Annotated in this window: 20 protein-coding genes; 9 read left to right on the forward strand and 11 right to left on the reverse strand. The window is 34.3% G+C overall.

The annotated features are described in order from the left end of the window. Window positions 1-198 carry a type II toxin-antitoxin system HicB family antitoxin gene (locus HYY69_04805; GenBank protein ID MBI3032770.1) on the reverse strand — a complete coding sequence of 66 codons (198 nt, stop codon included), beginning with the start codon at window positions 196-198 and terminating at the stop codon, window positions 1-3. A gap of 74 nt (window positions 199-272) precedes the next feature. Between HYY69_04805 and HYY69_04810 the strand changes: the two genes are divergently transcribed. Next, a complete protein-coding gene (locus HYY69_04810) occupies window positions 273-875 on the forward strand; it encodes a class I SAM-dependent methyltransferase (protein ID MBI3032771.1) in 603 nt (200 codons plus the stop codon). A gap of 8 nt (window positions 876-883) precedes the next feature. On the opposite strand, the gene HYY69_04815 is transcribed toward HYY69_04810, so the two are convergent. Together HYY69_04815 and HYY69_04820 are read right to left on the reverse strand one after the other, a co-directional pair. After that, window positions 884-1,264 carry a 30S ribosomal protein S8e gene (locus tag HYY69_04815; protein MBI3032772.1) on the reverse strand — a complete coding sequence of 127 codons (381 nt, stop codon included), beginning with the start codon at window positions 1,262-1,264 and terminating at the stop codon, window positions 884-886. Window positions 1,265-1,698: 434 nt separating this feature from the next. Beyond that, entirely contained in the window at window positions 1,699-2,295 is a 597-nt protein-coding gene (locus HYY69_04820) for a DUF4190 domain-containing protein (GenBank protein ID MBI3032773.1), read from the reverse strand. Window positions 2,296-2,349: 54 nt separating this feature from the next. Here HYY69_04820 and HYY69_04825 point away from each other — a divergent pair, with 54 nt between their 5' ends. Continuing rightward, complete coding sequence (locus HYY69_04825) at window positions 2,350-2,766, forward strand: DUF371 domain-containing protein (protein MBI3032774.1); 417 nt, start codon at window positions 2,350-2,352, stop codon at window positions 2,764-2,766. Next, window positions 2,759-3,211, forward strand: coding sequence for a DUF1947 domain-containing protein (locus HYY69_04830; GenBank protein ID MBI3032775.1), 453 nt, complete (start codon window positions 2,759-2,761; stop codon window positions 3,209-3,211). The genes HYY69_04825 and HYY69_04830 overlap by 8 nt, the downstream gene beginning before the upstream one ends. Window positions 3,212-3,218: 7 nt before the next feature. Here HYY69_04830 and HYY69_04835 read toward each other — a convergent pair whose 3' ends face one another. The 3 genes from HYY69_04835 to HYY69_04845 all read right to left on the reverse strand — a co-directional run bounded on the left by HYY69_04835 (window position 3,219) and on the right by HYY69_04845 (window position 4,332). Beyond that, a complete protein-coding gene (locus HYY69_04835) occupies window positions 3,219-3,401 on the reverse strand; it encodes a RidA family protein (protein ID MBI3032776.1) in 183 nt (60 codons plus the stop codon). 74 nt (window positions 3,402-3,475) lie between these two features. Further along, window positions 3,476-3,940, reverse strand: a complete 465-nt coding sequence (locus HYY69_04840; protein MBI3032777.1) for a hypothetical protein — start codon at window positions 3,938-3,940, stop codon at window positions 3,476-3,478. Window positions 3,941-4,173: 233 nt separating this feature from the next. Then, window positions 4,174-4,332, reverse strand: coding sequence for a hypothetical protein (locus HYY69_04845; protein MBI3032778.1), 159 nt, complete (start codon window positions 4,330-4,332; stop codon window positions 4,174-4,176). A gap of 150 nt (window positions 4,333-4,482) precedes the next feature. On the opposite strand from HYY69_04845, the gene HYY69_04850 reads away from it, so the two are divergent. The 3 genes from HYY69_04850 to HYY69_04860 all read left to right on the forward strand — a co-directional run bounded on the left by HYY69_04850 (window position 4,483) and on the right by HYY69_04860 (window position 8,671). Beyond that, window positions 4,483-7,680 (forward strand): hypothetical protein, encoded by a 3,198-nt coding sequence (locus HYY69_04850; GenBank protein MBI3032779.1) that lies wholly within the window; start codon window positions 4,483-4,485, stop codon window positions 7,678-7,680. Window positions 7,681-7,703: 23 nt separating this feature from the next. Beyond that, window positions 7,704-8,378 (forward strand): hypothetical protein, encoded by a 675-nt coding sequence (locus HYY69_04855; GenBank protein MBI3032780.1) that lies wholly within the window; start codon window positions 7,704-7,706, stop codon window positions 8,376-8,378. Window positions 8,379-8,530: 152 nt separating this feature from the next. After that, the gene (locus HYY69_04860) at window positions 8,531-8,671 is read left to right on the forward strand and encodes a hypothetical protein (GenBank protein MBI3032781.1); all 141 of its coding nucleotides are present in this window, start codon (window positions 8,531-8,533) and stop codon (window positions 8,669-8,671) included. A 51-nt stretch (window positions 8,672-8,722) separates the two neighbouring features. Here HYY69_04860 and HYY69_04865 read toward each other — a convergent pair whose 3' ends face one another. Beyond that, window positions 8,723-8,941 (reverse strand): hypothetical protein, encoded by a 219-nt coding sequence (locus tag HYY69_04865; GenBank protein MBI3032782.1) that lies wholly within the window; start codon window positions 8,939-8,941, stop codon window positions 8,723-8,725. A gap of 233 nt (window positions 8,942-9,174) precedes the next feature. Beyond that, window positions 9,175-9,915, reverse strand: coding sequence for a helix-turn-helix domain-containing protein (locus tag HYY69_04870; GenBank protein MBI3032783.1), 741 nt, complete (start codon window positions 9,913-9,915; stop codon window positions 9,175-9,177). A gap of 107 nt (window positions 9,916-10,022) precedes the next feature. Here HYY69_04870 and HYY69_04875 point away from each other — a divergent pair, with 107 nt between their 5' ends. From HYY69_04875 to HYY69_04885, 3 genes are read left to right on the forward strand one after another with little or no spacing between them, the layout of a single operon-like run. Beyond that, window positions 10,023-11,000, forward strand: a complete 978-nt coding sequence (locus HYY69_04875) for a hypothetical protein (protein MBI3032784.1) — start codon at window positions 10,023-10,025, stop codon at window positions 10,998-11,000. A gap of 31 nt (window positions 11,001-11,031) precedes the next feature. Next, window positions 11,032-11,457, forward strand: a complete 426-nt coding sequence (locus tag HYY69_04880) for an ABC transporter substrate-binding protein (protein MBI3032785.1) — start codon at window positions 11,032-11,034, stop codon at window positions 11,455-11,457. Between the two features lie 2 nt (window positions 11,458-11,459). After that, entirely contained in the window at window positions 11,460-12,215 is a 756-nt protein-coding gene (locus tag HYY69_04885; protein ID MBI3032786.1) for an ABC transporter substrate-binding protein, read from the forward strand. 132 nt (window positions 12,216-12,347) lie between these two features. Here the strand turns inward: HYY69_04885 and HYY69_04890 are convergent, their stop codons facing one another. From HYY69_04890 to infB, 3 genes are read right to left on the reverse strand one after another with little or no spacing between them, the layout of a single operon-like run. After that, window positions 12,348-12,818 (reverse strand): hypothetical protein, encoded by a 471-nt coding sequence (locus tag HYY69_04890; protein MBI3032787.1) that lies wholly within the window; start codon window positions 12,816-12,818, stop codon window positions 12,348-12,350. 24 nt (window positions 12,819-12,842) lie between these two features. Next, window positions 12,843-14,762 (reverse strand): transketolase, encoded by a 1,920-nt coding sequence (locus tag HYY69_04895; protein ID MBI3032788.1) that lies wholly within the window; start codon window positions 14,760-14,762, stop codon window positions 12,843-12,845. 57 nt (window positions 14,763-14,819) lie between these two features. Beyond that, complete coding sequence (gene infB, locus HYY69_04900; protein MBI3032789.1) at window positions 14,820-16,598, reverse strand: translation initiation factor IF-2; 1,779 nt, start codon at window positions 16,596-16,598, stop codon at window positions 14,820-14,822. Between the last annotated feature and the right edge of the window lie 134 nt (window positions 16,599-16,732).

The raw sequence follows: 16,732 nt of genomic DNA on the forward strand, positions 1-16,732 counted from the left end.
TTAAGCAACCTCAAAGGTAGCAAGAATAGGATGACTTTTTTCTTTCAAAGGAAATTCCTCTAAATATAATTCTGTGGCTTCCTTCAGGTTATCTATCGCTTCTTCAATAGTATTTCCCTGGCTAACAGTTCCAATCTCCGCACATTTAGCAATATACATGTCTTCATCTTTTTGGATTATTGCGGTGAATGTTTCCATGTTCTATTGAATGTGATACTGATATATAAAGATTACGAGAAAAAATTTATAATAAGTTGATTAATAAAGCAAATATGATCCTCAACAAGATAGAATTTATGATGATGAATAATCCCCTCAGAGCTTTTATTCAAAAAAAGATTGAGATTAAACGATTGAGAAAATATGCAACGTTGGAAAAAGATAAGATTGTTCTTGAAATTGGCTGTGGGAATGGCAACGGAACTACATTAATCAAACAATATTTTTCTCCAAAGAAAATATATGCCATAGACTTGGATCCTAAAATGATTAGTCTTGCAAAGAAAAAACATAACCATGATAAAACTATTAATCTTTCAGTCGGTAATGCTGCAAAGCTAAAATTTAAATCCAATCAATTTGATGCAGTTATTGATTTTGGTATTATCCACCATATTCCCAACTGGAAAACCTGTTTAAAGGAAATTAAAAGAGTGTTAAAGCCAGGTGGAGAATTAATTTTAGAAGATTTGTCAATTGAGACATTTAGTACGCCTTTTGGCAGAATATTGAAACGAATTCTTAAGCATCCTTATGAGCGTATGTATACTCAGGAACAGTTTACGGTAGAACTGCAGAAATTAGGATTTAAAATAGAAACTAAAAAAGAATATAATCGCGGAATTAAGTATTTTCTGATAATTGCTAAGAAGTGAAACCAGAATTATTTAACAAACACACCATTGACATTTCCATCTTGTCCTGGACGTGAAGTAATTCTGACTTTGCCTTTGTCAGTTTCAACAACTGCGCCTTGCGTGAGAATATTTCGCCTGACAAAGAACTTGCTTGCAGGATTGTCAACAACGTTTTTCATAACAGCTTTAACACATTTTTTAGAAGCTGCATCATATACATTAACTGCAGGTGTTGTTACAACTCTTATTTTAGTATGTCCGCCTAAAGTTCTGTATTTTTTAACTTTATGGACACCCATAGTAGTCATAGCTGGCACATTTCCTGATTCAAACTGTCGCTTGCCACGAGCAGCTCTATATCTGCCACCGCTTACTTTTCTTCGTGATCTATGTTGTACAATAACCATGTTGTTTTGAGATTAAGAGAGTATTTATTAATATTATGTTTTTATTAAAAATAAGAGTTAATGGCTCTTCTTGTGAGTGTGGGGGGTTGGTTTAGAATCAGTTTGAAGAGCCACCCTCTTTATTACTAGACTATCTTAAGGTGTAACTAGTATATAAATGTTACTATTTAGTATACTGGTTTGGTGCGCAATATAGAGACTTTCAGCTAACCTTAGTTTTATTAAAGATGGCAAAAACTACATTTTCTACAGAGCCTCAAGAACGGTACGTAATAAGTCTTTCATAGTTTTAGCGCCGGTTCAGCTTTTGAAGTGTATTTTAATTGGATTTTTCTCTCTGGCACTCCGAAAAATCCTCGAGATATAGATAAGAAGAGCTTCACAAAAGTAGGCGCTAAAACCCCAGACTTATTACGTACCAAGAACGTACATAATTATATAGGGGAATAATTTAGATATTCCTTTAAAGAAGGAATAATTACCAGTAAAAACACCAAGGATACAACCGTAAACACAAACCCTACTATTAAACCGGTCATTGCTAAACCTTTACCTTTTTCTTGGTAACCTGCTTTTTTCAACTTAACAAGTGCAATGCCTGAAAGAATAAAGCCTATTAAGGACAAAATAATGGTCAAAGAAAAAAAGAAACCAAAAATTGCAAGAGTGTTATACCGTGCTGGATGTTGAACTGTTGGTGATGATTGCTGAATTGATGGTTTTTGTTGAAGAACTTGTTGATGCTGTTGTGCATTTTGCTGTTGAGAACCAAAATCAGCACCAGGATGTGTTTCAGGAAGTTGATCTTGAGCTTTAGTAAATGGAGCTTCCTGCATATGATCAGCTGAAGCCTCACCAAATGGTTCTGGCAACGATTCATCTTCACTAGGCACCATAGATGCAAGAGAAAACCCTTGATTAATCATTTCTTGCTTATACCCTGCTTTAGCGAGTGTTTGTTTAATTTGTTCTTCAGAAAAACCATTTTCAAGCTGCTCTTTGATATAAGTAACTAATTTTTCATAAGGCATAGCATCATTCTGAAAACACAAATTTATAAAGATTTTGAAAAAAGCTATAAAGTAATGAAAAATAATATCATTATGAATAAAATTACCTTTACTTGTTTTGGACATAAAAACATCCTTGGCACTCATAGAAATACTTTAGAATTTACCCATGATAAAGAATTGACATTAAAAGGTGATTGTATTATTGGTATAAAGACAAACTATGATATAAAAGCGTTTGAAAAGTTACAACCTAAAAAAATCAAAATCATACTACAAGTAGATGATTTAGAAGATGAAATAACTGCAGTATTCCATCAAAAATTTACCCACCATCATGAGATGGTTATAAGAAAAAGCAAGTTCACTGATAAAAGAACTTTCGCTATTACCTCAAGCAAGGCTGCAATTGATATCAACAGAAACCTAATCAAAAAAATGCAAAATCCTCAGCAAAAAATGATAGTTACTATCAAGGATGAACATGACTAAGCGATTAAGTAATTCTGAAAAAAAGGATATCAATAAATTGCTTGAAAAGCAATTTAATCTTATTGAGTTTATCAAAAAACAGGATATTGTTGATAATGATGAGCAAAATAACATTATTGTCAATGGTAAAAAAGTATTTTTTAATTATGAAAAGAATCTTGTTCCAACACTGCGCCTGCTATTAGAAAAAACAGTGCTTAAAAAAATAACCATTGACATGGGTGCAGTGAGGTTTATCATTAAAGGTGCAGACATTATGCGGCCAGGCATTAGAAAACTTGATGAAAACATTGCTAAGGATGAGTTTGTCGTTATTGTTGATGAAACTCATGGGAAACCCTTAGCTGTTGGAAAGATATTATTTTCAGGCGAAGAAGTTAAAGCAATGAATTCTGGGAAAGTTATTAAGAATATTCATTATATCGGCGATGGGATATGGAAATGAGTTGATATTAAGCATTTTTCAGCAAGTAAGCTCGTGCCGTAATTTCAACTAATGCTCCAAGAGGCAGTTCCGCTACTCCAACCATTGTTCTCGCTGTTTTAGGTATTCCCGATTCAATATATCCTTCGGATTCAGGTAGCGCCAGTTCAGCTTTGAATGTGATTAAATATTGGATTTTTCTCTCTGGCACTCCGAAAAATCCCCATCGTAAGAATAGAAAGGCTTCAGAATATAGGCGCTAAAACCCCAGGACTTATTACGTACCTATTCAGGAGTATCTTCGCTCTTAACTCTTCTTTCTTTAGGGATATAATTAATAATTTTTTTATCAATTAACTTACCGCAGCCAAGATAGTTATCGCCATATTTCATAATAAACATTGTTCTGCCTTCCTGGTCAAGAGATATATCATATCCTTTTACCCATAACGCAACAACACCCTTTTTCATCTCAAACACATTTTTGGTTGCGGTTTTACCAACTAATTGCGTTCCTTCAATAGAAAGCCGCAATTCAGTTCCTGACATTTGCCCAAAATAGAGGCCAAGAGAATTGATGCGAAGCTTGCTGAGATCAACTTCACCAATTTGCCGGTTAATAAGATAAATTCTGTTTTCTGCATTCACAAAAAAGACATAATCTCCTTCTAAAGAAGCTCCCCATTGTTTTTCAAGAACAGACTGCAATTCTTTTATTTTCTTTTTATTGAGAATCTTAAGATTAAACATAGCGATGAAAACGCTTTCTCCTATAAAAATGTTAATGTTTATGGTACGTAATAAGTCTTCTTTAGGTTTTAGCGCCGGTTCAGCTTTTGAAGTGTATTTCGATTGGATTTTTCTCTCTGGAACTCCGAAAAATCCCCGATAAATATACGAGAGGAGCTTCACAAAAGTAGGCGCTAAAACCCCAGACTTATTACGTACTGTTTATGTGAAGAAATATTCTTAAAGTTGTTCGATCACTTATACGGGCATCCAGGACATCCTCGATGGCAGCAAGGATCAAGCTTGTAATTAGTAGTATGTTCTAAGGTTGTTTCTGGGGAATACGTAGATGAATTTGAGGTATAATTACCTGCACATGAACTATAATTTGAAGAAGAACTTGTATAATCCATGGTATCACCTCATTAATTAATTGATTTCTTGATTTATAAAATTTATCTGAAAACTATGAGAAAAAAGTCACCCCGCTATTTTTACCGAAAGCTTAATAAACATTACTCTTCATAAAATATAATTATTATCTTAATTAAAAAGAGGAAACTATGAACAAGCATGATTTGTTCCTTGTTACTATTGTTGGATTAGTTATGTTTATTGGATTTTCCGCAGCTGTAACAACACCTACTGGATATTATCTTGCTGCTGAAGGTTATAGCCAGCTTACTGTTTCAACTTCAGGTCACGGTTATGTTTCTTCATCTCCTTCTGGCATTGAATGTGGTTATGCATGTTCTGAAAGCTATAATACAGGAACAGTTATGAGATTAACTGCTAAACCGCAAGGAAATAGCAAATTTCAAGAATGGCAGGGTGATTGCACTGGAACAGAACTTATTTGTACACTAACCTTGGATACATCAAAGTCAGTTTCAGCAGTTTTCTCTTCAGAAACTAAAACAGCTTCTTTACCTGAGCAGGCAGCAACTCAAGCACTTGAGGTAAAAGAACAGGAAATCCTTCCTGAACAAAATTTCATTAAAAAAACACAACCTTCTCCTAAGAAAACAGTAACTCCACCAACTACTCTTTCAACAAATTATTATGAAAAAAAATCTGTGTCTTATAAAGAACAATCTTCTTCAACCTTTAAGCTTACCATTAAAAAAAAAGGTAAAGGGATAGTAACATCATCAGATTACAAAATTTATTGTGGAGACTATTGTAATGGCCAATATCCCTCAAAAGCAACCATCAAGATTCAAGCCTTTCCCCATGAAGGTTATGTATTTAGTTCTTGGAGTGGTGCTTGTACTGGCAAAGATTCTTGCAATGTAATAATGGATAAACAACAAATAGTAGAAGCAAATTTTATTGAAGAAAAAATAAGTGATTCATCTCCAGTTCTCACCACAGCTGCTGTTCCTCAACAAAAATCTAAACTCGAACAATCGACAGCGCCTAAAATACAGTCTAGTGATAATTCAGAGTATCCTGCTCATCCTACAGCTTGTGATGATTATCCAACCATGCCTGGTTGTCCAGGGGAGGGAACAAATATTGCTCCGCCATCTCAAGTCACCATTCCTGAAGTAACAATCACTAGTTTTGAACCAAAAAAAGCATACCCTAACAACGTTGTTAATATCAAGGGAAAAAATTTAGGATATGTCTCAAAAATATATTTTAATGGAGAGCTGGTTGAAGGCTTTAGTGTCCTGTCAAATGGAGCTGAGCTGCAAACAATTGTTCCACAGGGAGCACAAACTGGTCAAATCACTTTAGTTTTAACTTCAGGTGGAGCTGAGTATTCCGAGCAAGATTTCATAGTATGGTCGGGCAAATGCAACAATCCAGATATTACCAAAGCATTCAAGCAATTAAATAAATGGCCACAAGGGGAAAAAGATCAAGATGATTGTGATGTAAGAAAATATGGTCCTTACTCAAATTATAAAGAGCTCAGGAATGCAATACGAAAAGTGGTTGGATTTAGCAAATTGCCTGGGCCTAAAATCAATCATTTCAATCCATCAATAGTATTACCAGGTCAGGAAGTATCAATAATTGGATCATCTTTAGATATTTATGCAGACGATATACAATTTGATGGAAAGGCAATTCCTTTTAGGCTCATCGATGACGGGGAAGTTAAAATAAAGATTCCTGAGGGTGCTTTATTTGGAGAACATGAAATAAAAATTGTTTCTGATATTCATGGCAGCGGGAGCGCAAAAATTAAAATCGTTCCATTGCCAGGAATAACTGATTTTAATCCTAAAAAAGTCTATGTAAATGAAGAAATAACAATATCTGGAGAAAATTTTTATGAGACCGAAGAAATAAGCTTTTATGAAACAACTACTCAAAAAGAGACGCTTACAAAAAATTTCAGAAAAGAATCTTTAGAATCTTTACAGCAGATAAAAGTCAATGCACCGCAAAACCCAGGATCATATATTATAACAGTGAAAGCAAAAAACAGTTATGCTAAGAGTCAAACATTTTTAATAGTTGGAGAAAAACAATCGCCTCCACAAATAACAAACATAGAGCCTGAAGATGGCAGATTAGGAAACAATGCAATTGTTTATGGCGATAATTTAGTTGGCATTCAGTTAATTACCCTTAACGGATACAGGATACCTGGATATACAGAGGATAAAACAGGTAAGACCTTAAAGCTTTGGCTATCATGGGGAATAGACCATGGCGTAATTAAGATTAAGACTGCTGGCGGAGAAGCTCAAGCTGAATTACTATCAAACAAAGACCCAGTGACTAAACTGATAACAGGAAAAGAAGAAACTTGTTTTGGCGGAGTTGGTAAAGGATGTTATGGGAGCGAGGATAATAAAGAAGAATGGAGTTGGGGTTCGCAAAAAATTATTGCTCCCGTAGGGTGCTCAAAAGAAGTTAACGGGCAAAGAAATTGCTGGGTTGTTCCAGGAAGTATTAAACATGATAATTGTTGTGCAAGATATCCTTCGGGTAAGATGTGCGGAGGTCCTGGCAACGACGGAAAACCTGCAGGTGAAAGTAATCATAATGGAAAATGTGTTGAAGAGTGGGATGCAGCATTCTGGGACGTGTTTTGGTGGAGGGCATTCGTAGGAACCTTTGATGCTACAAAATCGACAGACTTAACGCCAAAATCAAGCTCAAGATACACTTTAAAAAATGATGAAGGAAATGCTATCATTTCTGAAACAGCAGAAACATTAAGATTATGTGCTCCTGCTGGTCATGAGTTGCGGGAACAATATGATGAAGGCTTTTGTTGCTCTGGAAAAGCTGTAAACAAAAAATGTACTGGTGGCAGAGGGGTACAGGCACTGGCCATCGATGATGGTGTAACAAGAACAGAACAAGGCGCAGACCTTTCAACAGTGACAATACCTTTAGCCCCAGGAGAAAAGCCAAGACATTTAACATTTGATCTTGAAGTAACTGGCGCATTCTCTGGTTCTGTCAAAACAGAAGATGGAAAAATAACCAATTGCAGAAATCAAAATGTTTGCAAAGCAACATATCCTAAAAACACCAAAGTTACCTTAATTGCAACACCAGACATGATTGATTATGAAAACTCTGGTTGGTATGGTGATTGTAGTAAGACCCCTAAGACTGAATCATGTAAACTAACCATGGATGCTAATAAAAAAGTGAATTTAGGATTTTTCAAAGTAGCCAAACCTAATCCTCCTGCTCCGCCAAAAATGGGAACACGTCCTGGTAGAGGCAAAGGAGATTATACTTGTCCAAAAGGCAGATTAGGATGTGTACAGCGAGTATTAGGTTAATGAACAAAAAGAGATGATGTAACATGGTTGATAGATATGATATTAGTATTGCGATAATGCTGGGTTTTGTTATAGTCACTGCAATGGTAGCAAGTGTTGGAAATAATGATAATGGAGTTACTGGTTATGCTACAAAATCATTCAGCGAGTGGAAAGATGCATTAAAAGAACAACGCGATAAGGTTGCACAACAAAGAGTTCCAAAACAAAAATCTGATATTGAAGAAGCTTATGAAAAAATGCGCAAGGCTAAAACAGCAGGTAAAGATAAATCCTTTCTTGCATCAGATAATGCATTAATAGAAAAAAAACAGAGTAAAAAAAGTAAATATGGTATGTTAGATAATAAGCTTGTTGGGTCATGGCGTCCGTTTTCAGAAGCAATTTTCTATGATAATGGCGGTAATAATTGGATAACACCAGTTTCAAGACGAATAGAACTATCATCTGATGGAACATGGAATTTTGGAACTTCAACGGGAACATGGAGTGTTGCACCGATAACTAACAGTGATTGGAGTGTTTGGAAAATATCATCGTATGGTCCTACTCGAAAAATAATTTTAGACGGTTGGAATAAAGGAATTAGTTCAGGTCCTATTGAAGAATCAGGCGCAAACATTGATTTTTTTTGGGTAATCTATCATAGCGATATGTCAATGGGTCCTGCAACAATCCAGATGAAATTTGGGCATTGAATATAATCATCCTCTTTACGGCTCTGGTGAAAATCTCGGCATAGCCTCGGTTTTGGCATCAGTTCGGCTTTTGATGTATTTATTTTATTGGATTTTTCTCTCTGGCACTCCGAAAAATCCTCACTTATGAAATTAAAGAGCCTCACAAAAAGATGATCAATCCAAGAAGAAAAGGCAATGATAATCCTAGTGAGGCTAACATTTTAAGCTGGAATGAATATGCAACTGTTTGTTCTGTGAGCCATATTGTTAAAAGCAAAGAAATAAAACTCACAGCAATTATACCTATATAAGTTAGATTATGTTGGGCATCAATCTCTAAAATAGTTTTTTCCTTCTCAAACTCATACATCTTTTGTCCCCTCAAATGCATATATTAATCCAAGGCAACCAAATATAATTCCCCCTATGTAAAGCAGATCAAATGATTGTTTTACAAAGTAAATTGCTATAAGCGCAAAGCCGGTAAATATCGCAATCGTTGCAAATCGTTGTTGATAAAGATTATTCTTAAACGGCCACATGTTATACGTTTGATCTTTGAGATTTATAATGTTTTTCATAGAACTTATGTTTCTTTTATCATTTATATATCTTATGAGAAAAAAAGATAAAGATTTTTGGTGGAATCGGAAATCCTTACTTATTATTTGAAAACAATATTTAAACCAAACTTAATTTTCCGAAATATTTTTGGTTTATTCGGAAATTTATTCCAACATTTTCTTTACTTTTTTCTTATTTAACAATCTTAACTTAAGCATGTTGTGGGATAATAGTTTCCTCTATAAAAATGTTAATGTTTATTCCACAATTTCATGAAGAACTCTCTATATCTTTTTGCCATTCTTTTCGATTCAATTTCAAAACCAATAGCGGCAGGTTCCCATAACGTGATAATGATCCGGTTCACGCCAATTCCTATCGCATGCGGAAAAGGCAAATTTATGAATTTTAAACGGATATTTTTTCTTTCTTTAAACATAGCAAGATATTTTTGTTTTGTTGAAATGTCTGCAATACCTAGCGTTGATATTTTTCTGTCTTCTCGTTTGGCATGAAGGTTTTGAAAGAATAACGCTAAAGCATCTAAATCAACAGTTGGTGCTCCTATAAAATAGAAATATTCTTTTTTTGGAAGTTCTTCTAAAATATTTTGAAATGCCGTAACGATGCTTTTTGTTCCATGATATATTTTTGCCGATTCTTCATCATGTGTACCAAGCAATCCTTGCAATTCTTTAACCAGCACTTGAGCTTCTTTTTTGTTTTTTTCCAATGCTTGTTCTTGCTCAGCTATATACTCCATAATATTAACTGGATTAGTCGGATGAAACTTTTTGACATTGTTTTCAATAGTATAGGTAACAAACCCTTTCTGTATCAGTCTATCTAATATGAGGTAAATTTTTGAGCTTGAAATACCGCATTTTTCCATTATTGGTCCTGTTGAAGCTGTTCCTAATTTGATTACTGATTCATACACACGTATTTCTCCTTCAGTAAGTCCTATCTTCCGCAGGATTTCTTTATTCATTACTGATAGATTGATTCTGTTCTTTTTAAATCTTATTATTACTACGCACTTAGGGGGAGAGAATAAAGAAATAGGACTGGTTTATACTTTATTAGGGGATTTATACTATGGACTCTAAAAAAATATGCGCATTATCTCATACATCGCAGAATATAGCTATCAAAGATATCATTGCCAAAATTCTTGGCGCTGAAAAAACTATGACTATTCATGCTCATGGTTTGAATTATCCAAGTCATATGGAATGGACAGCCGATGGACGATTGCTGGTAAGTGAATTTCTTGGCGGTACTGTTAAAGATATAACTGTAGGTGGAGATTGCAGAACGATTAAACCATTTGCTTTTAATTTTGGACATCCGGCCAGTATTCTCACAAACTATAAATCCAACCGAATTATCGTTGTTGATAATGGCAGAGGAAAAATATACGATATAACTGCAGGTGGAAATGCAGAGAAAGCTCCAGTAGTGTTTAGTGGTATTCCTGGACCATATGGTTTAGTTGCTCACGATGGTAAAGTTTATTCTACGTTTAGCAATAGTCGAGAAAATGGGTTAGTAAAAGTAGATGAGGGCAAAAGTTTTTCAGATGACTTAATTTTAACACGTGGGTTTCCACGAGGAGTAAGAGAAACACCTGATGCTCGTATGGAAGGAGTAGAAATAGGAGATTGCGGATCATGGTCAGCGCGAAGTGTTGGTGATCGATTACTTTATCTACATTCAGGGCTTGGCATTATTTTTGATTTAGAGCATGATGATGAAAAAGTAAGACATCATCGATGTTATTCGACTAATATTCCTATTGTAGCTCAAGGATTGTATAAGCCATTAGGTTTTACTTCACAACAAATTAATGGTCAAGATGTTCTTTTTGTTGCTGAACGTTTTGGTCATGACATTAAAGTGATTCCACCAGATGAGTATGGTGTTGATATGAGATATATTCCTCCTGTGGTTACAGGTTTTAGAGAACCAAGCTGCTTGCGTTTCTCACCTTCAAATCTTAATGAAATGTATGTTTGCGATTTTGCTGCAGGTGTTGTCTGGAAAATAACTTTCAAAGATTTGCTAGAGAAATAAATAATTTTGATTATACCGGGGGAATATCACTATGAAAATAAATAACATTTATGCAATAAAATCTACCGTGATTGTTTTAATTTTAATCGTAATATTTTTGAGTAGTCTTTCTTGCAGCAAAGCATCTACAATAATGACTAATAATAATGATATTGCTAAAGAAAATAATGAGGAACGCATTACCATTGGCGTCATTCAATCATTAACGGGAAGTGGCAACCAGCAGGGAAATAATGCAAAACACGGTATTGAACTTGCGGTTGAACATATTAATCAACAAGATGGTATCAACGGAAGAAAGTTGCAAATGATTTACGATGATGAAAAATGTGATGCTAAAATTGGTTTGAGCATTGCGCAAAAATTTATTGAAGTAGATAATGTTTCTGTTATTATTGGTCCAGGATGTTCTGGCACTTCGATGGCTGTAGCTCCTTTAGCTGAACAAAAAAAGTAATTATGATCACACCAGTATCATCAGCAAAAGATTTAAAGTTTGCAGGAGATTTTATTTTCAGAAATCGAGTTGCTGGAGATAAATTTAGTGAAGAAATTGCGCAATTTGCTATGGCTGAGTTAAAAGCAAAGACTGCTGCCATTTTATACATTAATCAAGAAAATGGTATTACTTATCGTGATGCTTTTATCAATACATTTGATCAATTAGGTGGCATAGTTGTAATTAGTGAAGCCTATGAAAAAGGTGAAAATGATTTTAAAACCCAATTAACCAAAATAAACACTAAAAATCCTGATGTTATTTATCTTGCTGGTCAAGAACCTGAGTATGCTATAAAGCAAATTAAGGAGTTAGGAATTACAGCACAACTTCTTGGACCATTAACCATTGAAACACCACAATTGCTCAAAACTGCAGGTCAAGCTGCTGAAGGAATTTATTATTCATATCCTTTATTTGATCCTTATGAAGGAACTGAAAAAATGAAACAATTTAACCAACTATATCATAGTAAATTTGGGGAAGATGCTGAAGGTTATGCTGCTTATGGTTATGATGCAACTATGGTAATTGCTGATGCTTTAAAACAGTGTGAACAGAACGATACTCTGACTATATGTATTCGTGATTATCTCTATCATATTAAAAATTATGAAGGAGTAACTGGCAATATCAGTTTTGATGAATATGGTGAAGTTATACAGCCATTAACAGTGAAAACAGTTAAGGATGGACAGTTTGTCAAACTGAAATAATTTATTTCAGTTTATTTTTTCCGTTTTATTCGCAAACTTTCCGATAAATTATTTTTCATTTTTAAACCATTTCGGTTTATCCGAAAATTATTTCTGTTCAATACAACAATTTAACACTTTTGATTAAATAGTTTAATTATCTGAAATTTTAATTATTTTTCCTTCACTCTCAATCAGTTGATTGAACATCTTTTGTAAATCTGCTGTCACTTTAGGTTCTAATTTTAAAAATTCTAAATACTCATTTTCAAAATCGATATTACTGTCTAATTTTTTGGGATTTGGTATGACTCCATTACTATTTTGTGTAGGTCTTTCATGTCCATAATAAAACTTATTGTTAAGATGTGCAAAATGATTTCTAATTGCATTAAGTCTATCCATATTATTAAGAAATGTACTATCTATATTTGATACTATTTTTTTAAGAATATTCCTTCTTAATCCATAACTAAATGAGTCCTGATAAAGAACTTCTAAAATAAATTTTACATTTGTATCCTTGAAATAATTCTGTGTTATTATTACATTAATCCACATTTCACAGTTTATGAATTTTTCAATCACTTCACTTCTTTGTTTAGATAACGCTTCATTTTCCATTTTAATCAATTTTTAATAATATAATTATTTCACCATCTCTTTTACTTTCTTTACCACACTTTCAGAATCCAATCCCTGGTAAGGAATATGCTCATAAATCCCACCAGCTCCTAATTTATGCGTTCCAAGATGATCATAGTTACCTTTAAATCCCTGCTGCAACAGCCAAGTGCCAAATCTTATTCCTAAACCGGTTTTTATATTCTGGCTTTCGACGACTAAAATAAAAGAAGCGTTACTCAATTTCTTCATCATTGCTTCATCAATAACATTCAAGGTATTTTTATTAATTAATCCCATAGAAATACCTTGTTGTTTTAATTGTTCAACTGCATCCAAACAACGATATAACATATCACCATAAGAAACAATATATCCTTGTTTTATATATCCTTGTTTCCCCTCTCGAATAAGATCATCTTTTCCTGTAAAAATATAATTTTTAAATAATTGATTTCCTTTTTCATCCAGGATAAAAGGAACTGAGCTTCGCGTTGAAAAAATAAATCGCAATCCTTTTTCAAAAAATATTTTTTCCAACATCGCTTTCATCTGCAAAGCATCAGCAGGGAAATATAATCGAGTGTTATCATGTTCTGGAATGCCGTTGTCAGCAAAAAAATTATTAATGCCGTAATGACAAGTATTATCTGCCATCCAGTCAACACCAGCATGGGAAAAATGCGCTAGAACATTGCTGTGATTTAAGCGCGACATCGTTATTTCTGAAACAACCATTTCCAAAAATGCTGAAAATGTTGCAAATATTCCTTGTTTGTCGTTGTCATAACCAAAACCAGCAGCAGCCGAGAAATTATTTCTTTCCATGACCCCACCTTCAACATAAATATCAGAAAATTGATCTTTGATTACTTTCAAACCAGTGCTGCCATCTAAATCGCAATCAAATACTTTTACCGTTTTCTTCCGTTGCTCAGTTGGCATTTGTCTGAGAATATTGCAAATAATTTTACCAAACTCACTTCTGTTCGTTGCAACTTCTTTGCTTGATCCAAGATAACTGGTAGTTGCATCCTTAACTTTCACTGCAGATTTTAACATGGCAACAGCTTCACTATACCCATGTTTTTCAAGATATTTTATTGCCACATCAGCAGCTACAACATCATGGGCTTTATGAGAATCTTCTATACCCTCGATACCAACAGCCATTTTTCTTTTGTTAAGAAGCACTGCAGGTTTCTTTGATAGAATTGCAGTTCTCATTCTTGTATACAATGATTCTAAATTCTCTGGATCGCCTTGGTCAACTGACAAACCATGACCTTCTAATGTTTTTTTCAAGTCATAGCCTTTCATGTATTCATTCGGATGTCCAGAGATAGTAATATTGTTATCATCAATGGTAAGAACTATTTTTAATTGTTGAGCAACACAACAGCGTGCCGCTTCTGCGTCATTGCCTTCCTGCTGGCTTCCATCACTGCCAAACAATATTATCTTTTTATCAGGGTGCGCTAATGCAACACCATTAACAAAACTCCACATATGCCCTAATCTTCCTGAACTAAATTTTATTCCTAATTTCTCATCACGTTCAGGATGTCCGTACAATCCAAAGCCATGTTCACGATAATGAAGCAAGGTTTCTGGCGTGATTGCTTTATTTTGTTGATCTAATGCAGACATTATGTATTGAATAGCAACTCTATGGCCTGCTTCATCCCAAAATATAGGCATTACATTGTTGTTTTTATTGCGCATGAAACCATCAGCCAACAATACTTCGGGAACAATATCATATGGTCCTCCAGTATGTCCACCTAAACCTCTTGCACCAGCATAAGCTGTGAAAAATACGATGCTGTCTCTGACTAATTGTATATTTGTTTGTAATTGTTTTTTTTGCTCTGAAGATAGTTTTTCCTGTTGGAGATCAAGAATTACAGGTTTGTAGGATGATAGGTTTATAGGGAATTTCATAACAGTTGTAGATTTGAGGTAAATTAATAAATATTTGCTTATTTAAAATTCTTCATTCTATACCCCCCAAACCGGATTATCCTTCCTCATAATCTCTGCTATTTCCTTCAATACTTCAATTTCTTCCTTTTTCAGCAGATGTTTCATTTCTTTCAATTTCTTAAAGTGCCCTTCAGGAATTGCTGTGTAAAGGATATCTCCTTCTTGAATTTGTCTGCCAACCGTTGGTCCGTCAATTGAAATAGGCAATTGCTTTGGCGCAGTTGTTTCTGAAACATTCTCTTGCTCAATTTTAATTGATTTAATAACACCAATATGCCCAGGAGTATTTTTCATTAATGCAGTTCCTATTTTTATTTTGCCTGCTAGTAAATCAACTCCTATGATTGCGGGATGTGATTGCCTAAACGTATGATTGCGTAAAAATTCAAGTTTTGCCGGATACATTAAGCCATCTAAATTCTTCTGTTCTCCAAGTTTCTTTTGCATATCCAACCATTTTTCAAATTGCTCTAATAAAGAATAAATAACTTCATGAGTGATAATTTTCACTGCTGATCTACTAGCATAATCTGCAACATCTGAAGCAATCACTACATTAAAACCAAGAATAACACCTTTAAGAGGATTCTTTGCAATTACTGCTTCTGCTTCGATAATATCTTTTTTAGTAATATCGCCGATAGTAGCTTTTCTTACAATAAGATTTTTCTCTTTGAGTAGTGAGATCATTGCCTCTAAACTGCCAAGAGAATCAGCTTTGATAATAATTCCTTCTTTATCTGTTTCAATAATAACTTCCTCAACCTGCGATTGAATTTCTTCAACTGCTTTTTGAAGATTATCTCCGACAACCATAAGAGGCATTCCTGCAACAACACCATCTAATTCAGGCGCAGCAATTTTGATGCCTGTTGCTGCAAAAGCAGTTTTAACCGAAGCAAACTTTGATTTAGCATCCCGCATTTCATGCAAAGGCACTGGCTCGAATAATGCTTTTACTTTGGTAATAATAGGTTTTCCAATGCCGCCAATAATTAAGGTATCTTTTACCTTTATTTGCCCGTCATAAATAATAACATCAATAGTTTTGCCTAGACCTTTGTCTTCTTTCACTTCAAGAATGCTTCCCTTTGCAGGTCCATCTAATTCATATCTTAAACTTTCATTAAGATATTTCTGCGTTAATCCTGTTAAAACCATTAATAATTCAGGCAAACCTAACCCTGTTTTAGCAGAGATAGGAATAAGAGAAAGTTGTTTTGTAATATCAGTTACACGATCAAAGCGTTCAGCCTGAAACCCAAGTTCATAGAATTTCCCTACCAACTCATAAAGCCTTGTTTCAAACAATCCAAGCGTTGCAGGAATTTGCTTAGTTATATTCATGAGCAATGGTTCGTCATTCACTTTCCAGCCATTAATAAGATCGATTTTATTAGCTGCTATGATAAAAGGTGTTTTAGAAACTTTCAATATTTCAATTGCCTCAAAAGTTTGCGGTTTAAACCCTTCATTAATATCAACAACAAGGATGGCAATATCTGCCAAATTACCTCCACGTTTTCTTAAGTTAGAAAAAGCAGCATGACCTGGAGTATCAATAAACAACAATCCTGGAATAGTTAATGCTACCTTGAGCTGTTTAAGCAATGAACCGCAAAGCCGAGTAATAGTTTCAGCTGGGATAATAGAAGCGCCTATTGCCTGGGTAATGGCGCCTGATTCACGTTCAGTAACGGTTGTTCTTCTAATAGTATCTAATAAGGTGGTTTTACCATGATCAACATGGCCAAGTATAGTTACAATTGGTTTACGCATGATAGATGGTGGCATATTATGATAAAATATGATGGGTATTTTAAAGGTTGCGGAATGATGTTGGTTTAGACATAATTTTATCTAATATTTATTCATATATCCTTTTAAAAGATTTAACTCAATATGTTCTTAAAATAGAAAAGTTTTTA

This window comes from Candidatus Woesearchaeota archaeon (assembly GCA_016192995.1).
In the GTDB taxonomy this organism is placed as follows: Archaea; Nanobdellota; Nanobdellia; order Woesearchaeales; family DSVV01; genus JACPTB01.

Excerpts from the sequence above, each read along its gene's own strand:
- HYY69_04805 (MBI3032770.1), bottom strand. The coding sequence starts at position 198 with ATGGAAACATTCACCGCAATAATCCAAAAAGATGAAGACATGTATATT.
- HYY69_04810 (MBI3032771.1), top strand. The coding sequence starts at position 273 with ATGATCCTCAACAAGATAGAATTTATGATGATGAATAATCCCCTCAGA.
- HYY69_04815 (MBI3032772.1), bottom strand. The coding sequence starts at position 1,264 with ATGGTTATTGTACAACATAGATCACGAAGAAAAGTAAGCGGTGGCAGA.
- HYY69_04820 (MBI3032773.1), bottom strand. The coding sequence starts at position 2,295 with ATGCCTTATGAAAAATTAGTTACTTATATCAAAGAGCAGCTTGAAAAT.
- HYY69_04825 (MBI3032774.1), top strand. The coding sequence starts at position 2,350 with ATGAAAAATAATATCATTATGAATAAAATTACCTTTACTTGTTTTGGA.
- HYY69_04830 (MBI3032775.1), top strand. The coding sequence starts at position 2,759 with ATGACTAAGCGATTAAGTAATTCTGAAAAAAAGGATATCAATAAATTG.
- HYY69_04840 (MBI3032777.1), bottom strand. The coding sequence starts at position 3,940 with ATGTTTAATCTTAAGATTCTCAATAAAAAGAAAATAAAAGAATTGCAG.
- HYY69_04845 (MBI3032778.1), bottom strand. The coding sequence starts at position 4,332 with ATGGATTATACAAGTTCTTCTTCAAATTATAGTTCATGTGCAGGTAAT.
- HYY69_04850 (MBI3032779.1), top strand. The coding sequence starts at position 4,483 with ATGAACAAGCATGATTTGTTCCTTGTTACTATTGTTGGATTAGTTATG.
- HYY69_04855 (MBI3032780.1), top strand. The coding sequence starts at position 7,704 with ATGGTTGATAGATATGATATTAGTATTGCGATAATGCTGGGTTTTGTT.
- HYY69_04860 (MBI3032781.1), top strand. The coding sequence starts at position 8,531 with ATGATCAATCCAAGAAGAAAAGGCAATGATAATCCTAGTGAGGCTAAC.
- HYY69_04865 (MBI3032782.1), bottom strand. The coding sequence starts at position 8,941 with ATGAAAAACATTATAAATCTCAAAGATCAAACGTATAACATGTGGCCG.
- HYY69_04870 (MBI3032783.1), bottom strand. The coding sequence starts at position 9,915 with ATGAATAAAGAAATCCTGCGGAAGATAGGACTTACTGAAGGAGAAATA.
- HYY69_04875 (MBI3032784.1), top strand. The coding sequence starts at position 10,023 with ATGGACTCTAAAAAAATATGCGCATTATCTCATACATCGCAGAATATA.
- HYY69_04880 (MBI3032785.1), top strand. The coding sequence starts at position 11,032 with ATGAAAATAAATAACATTTATGCAATAAAATCTACCGTGATTGTTTTA.
- HYY69_04885 (MBI3032786.1), top strand. The coding sequence starts at position 11,460 with ATGATCACACCAGTATCATCAGCAAAAGATTTAAAGTTTGCAGGAGAT.
- HYY69_04890 (MBI3032787.1), bottom strand. The coding sequence starts at position 12,818 with ATGGAAAATGAAGCGTTATCTAAACAAAGAAGTGAAGTGATTGAAAAA.
- HYY69_04895 (MBI3032788.1), bottom strand. The coding sequence starts at position 14,762 with ATGAAATTCCCTATAAACCTATCATCCTACAAACCTGTAATTCTTGAT.
- infB (MBI3032789.1), bottom strand. The coding sequence starts at position 16,598 with ATGCCACCATCTATCATGCGTAAACCAATTGTAACTATACTTGGCCAT.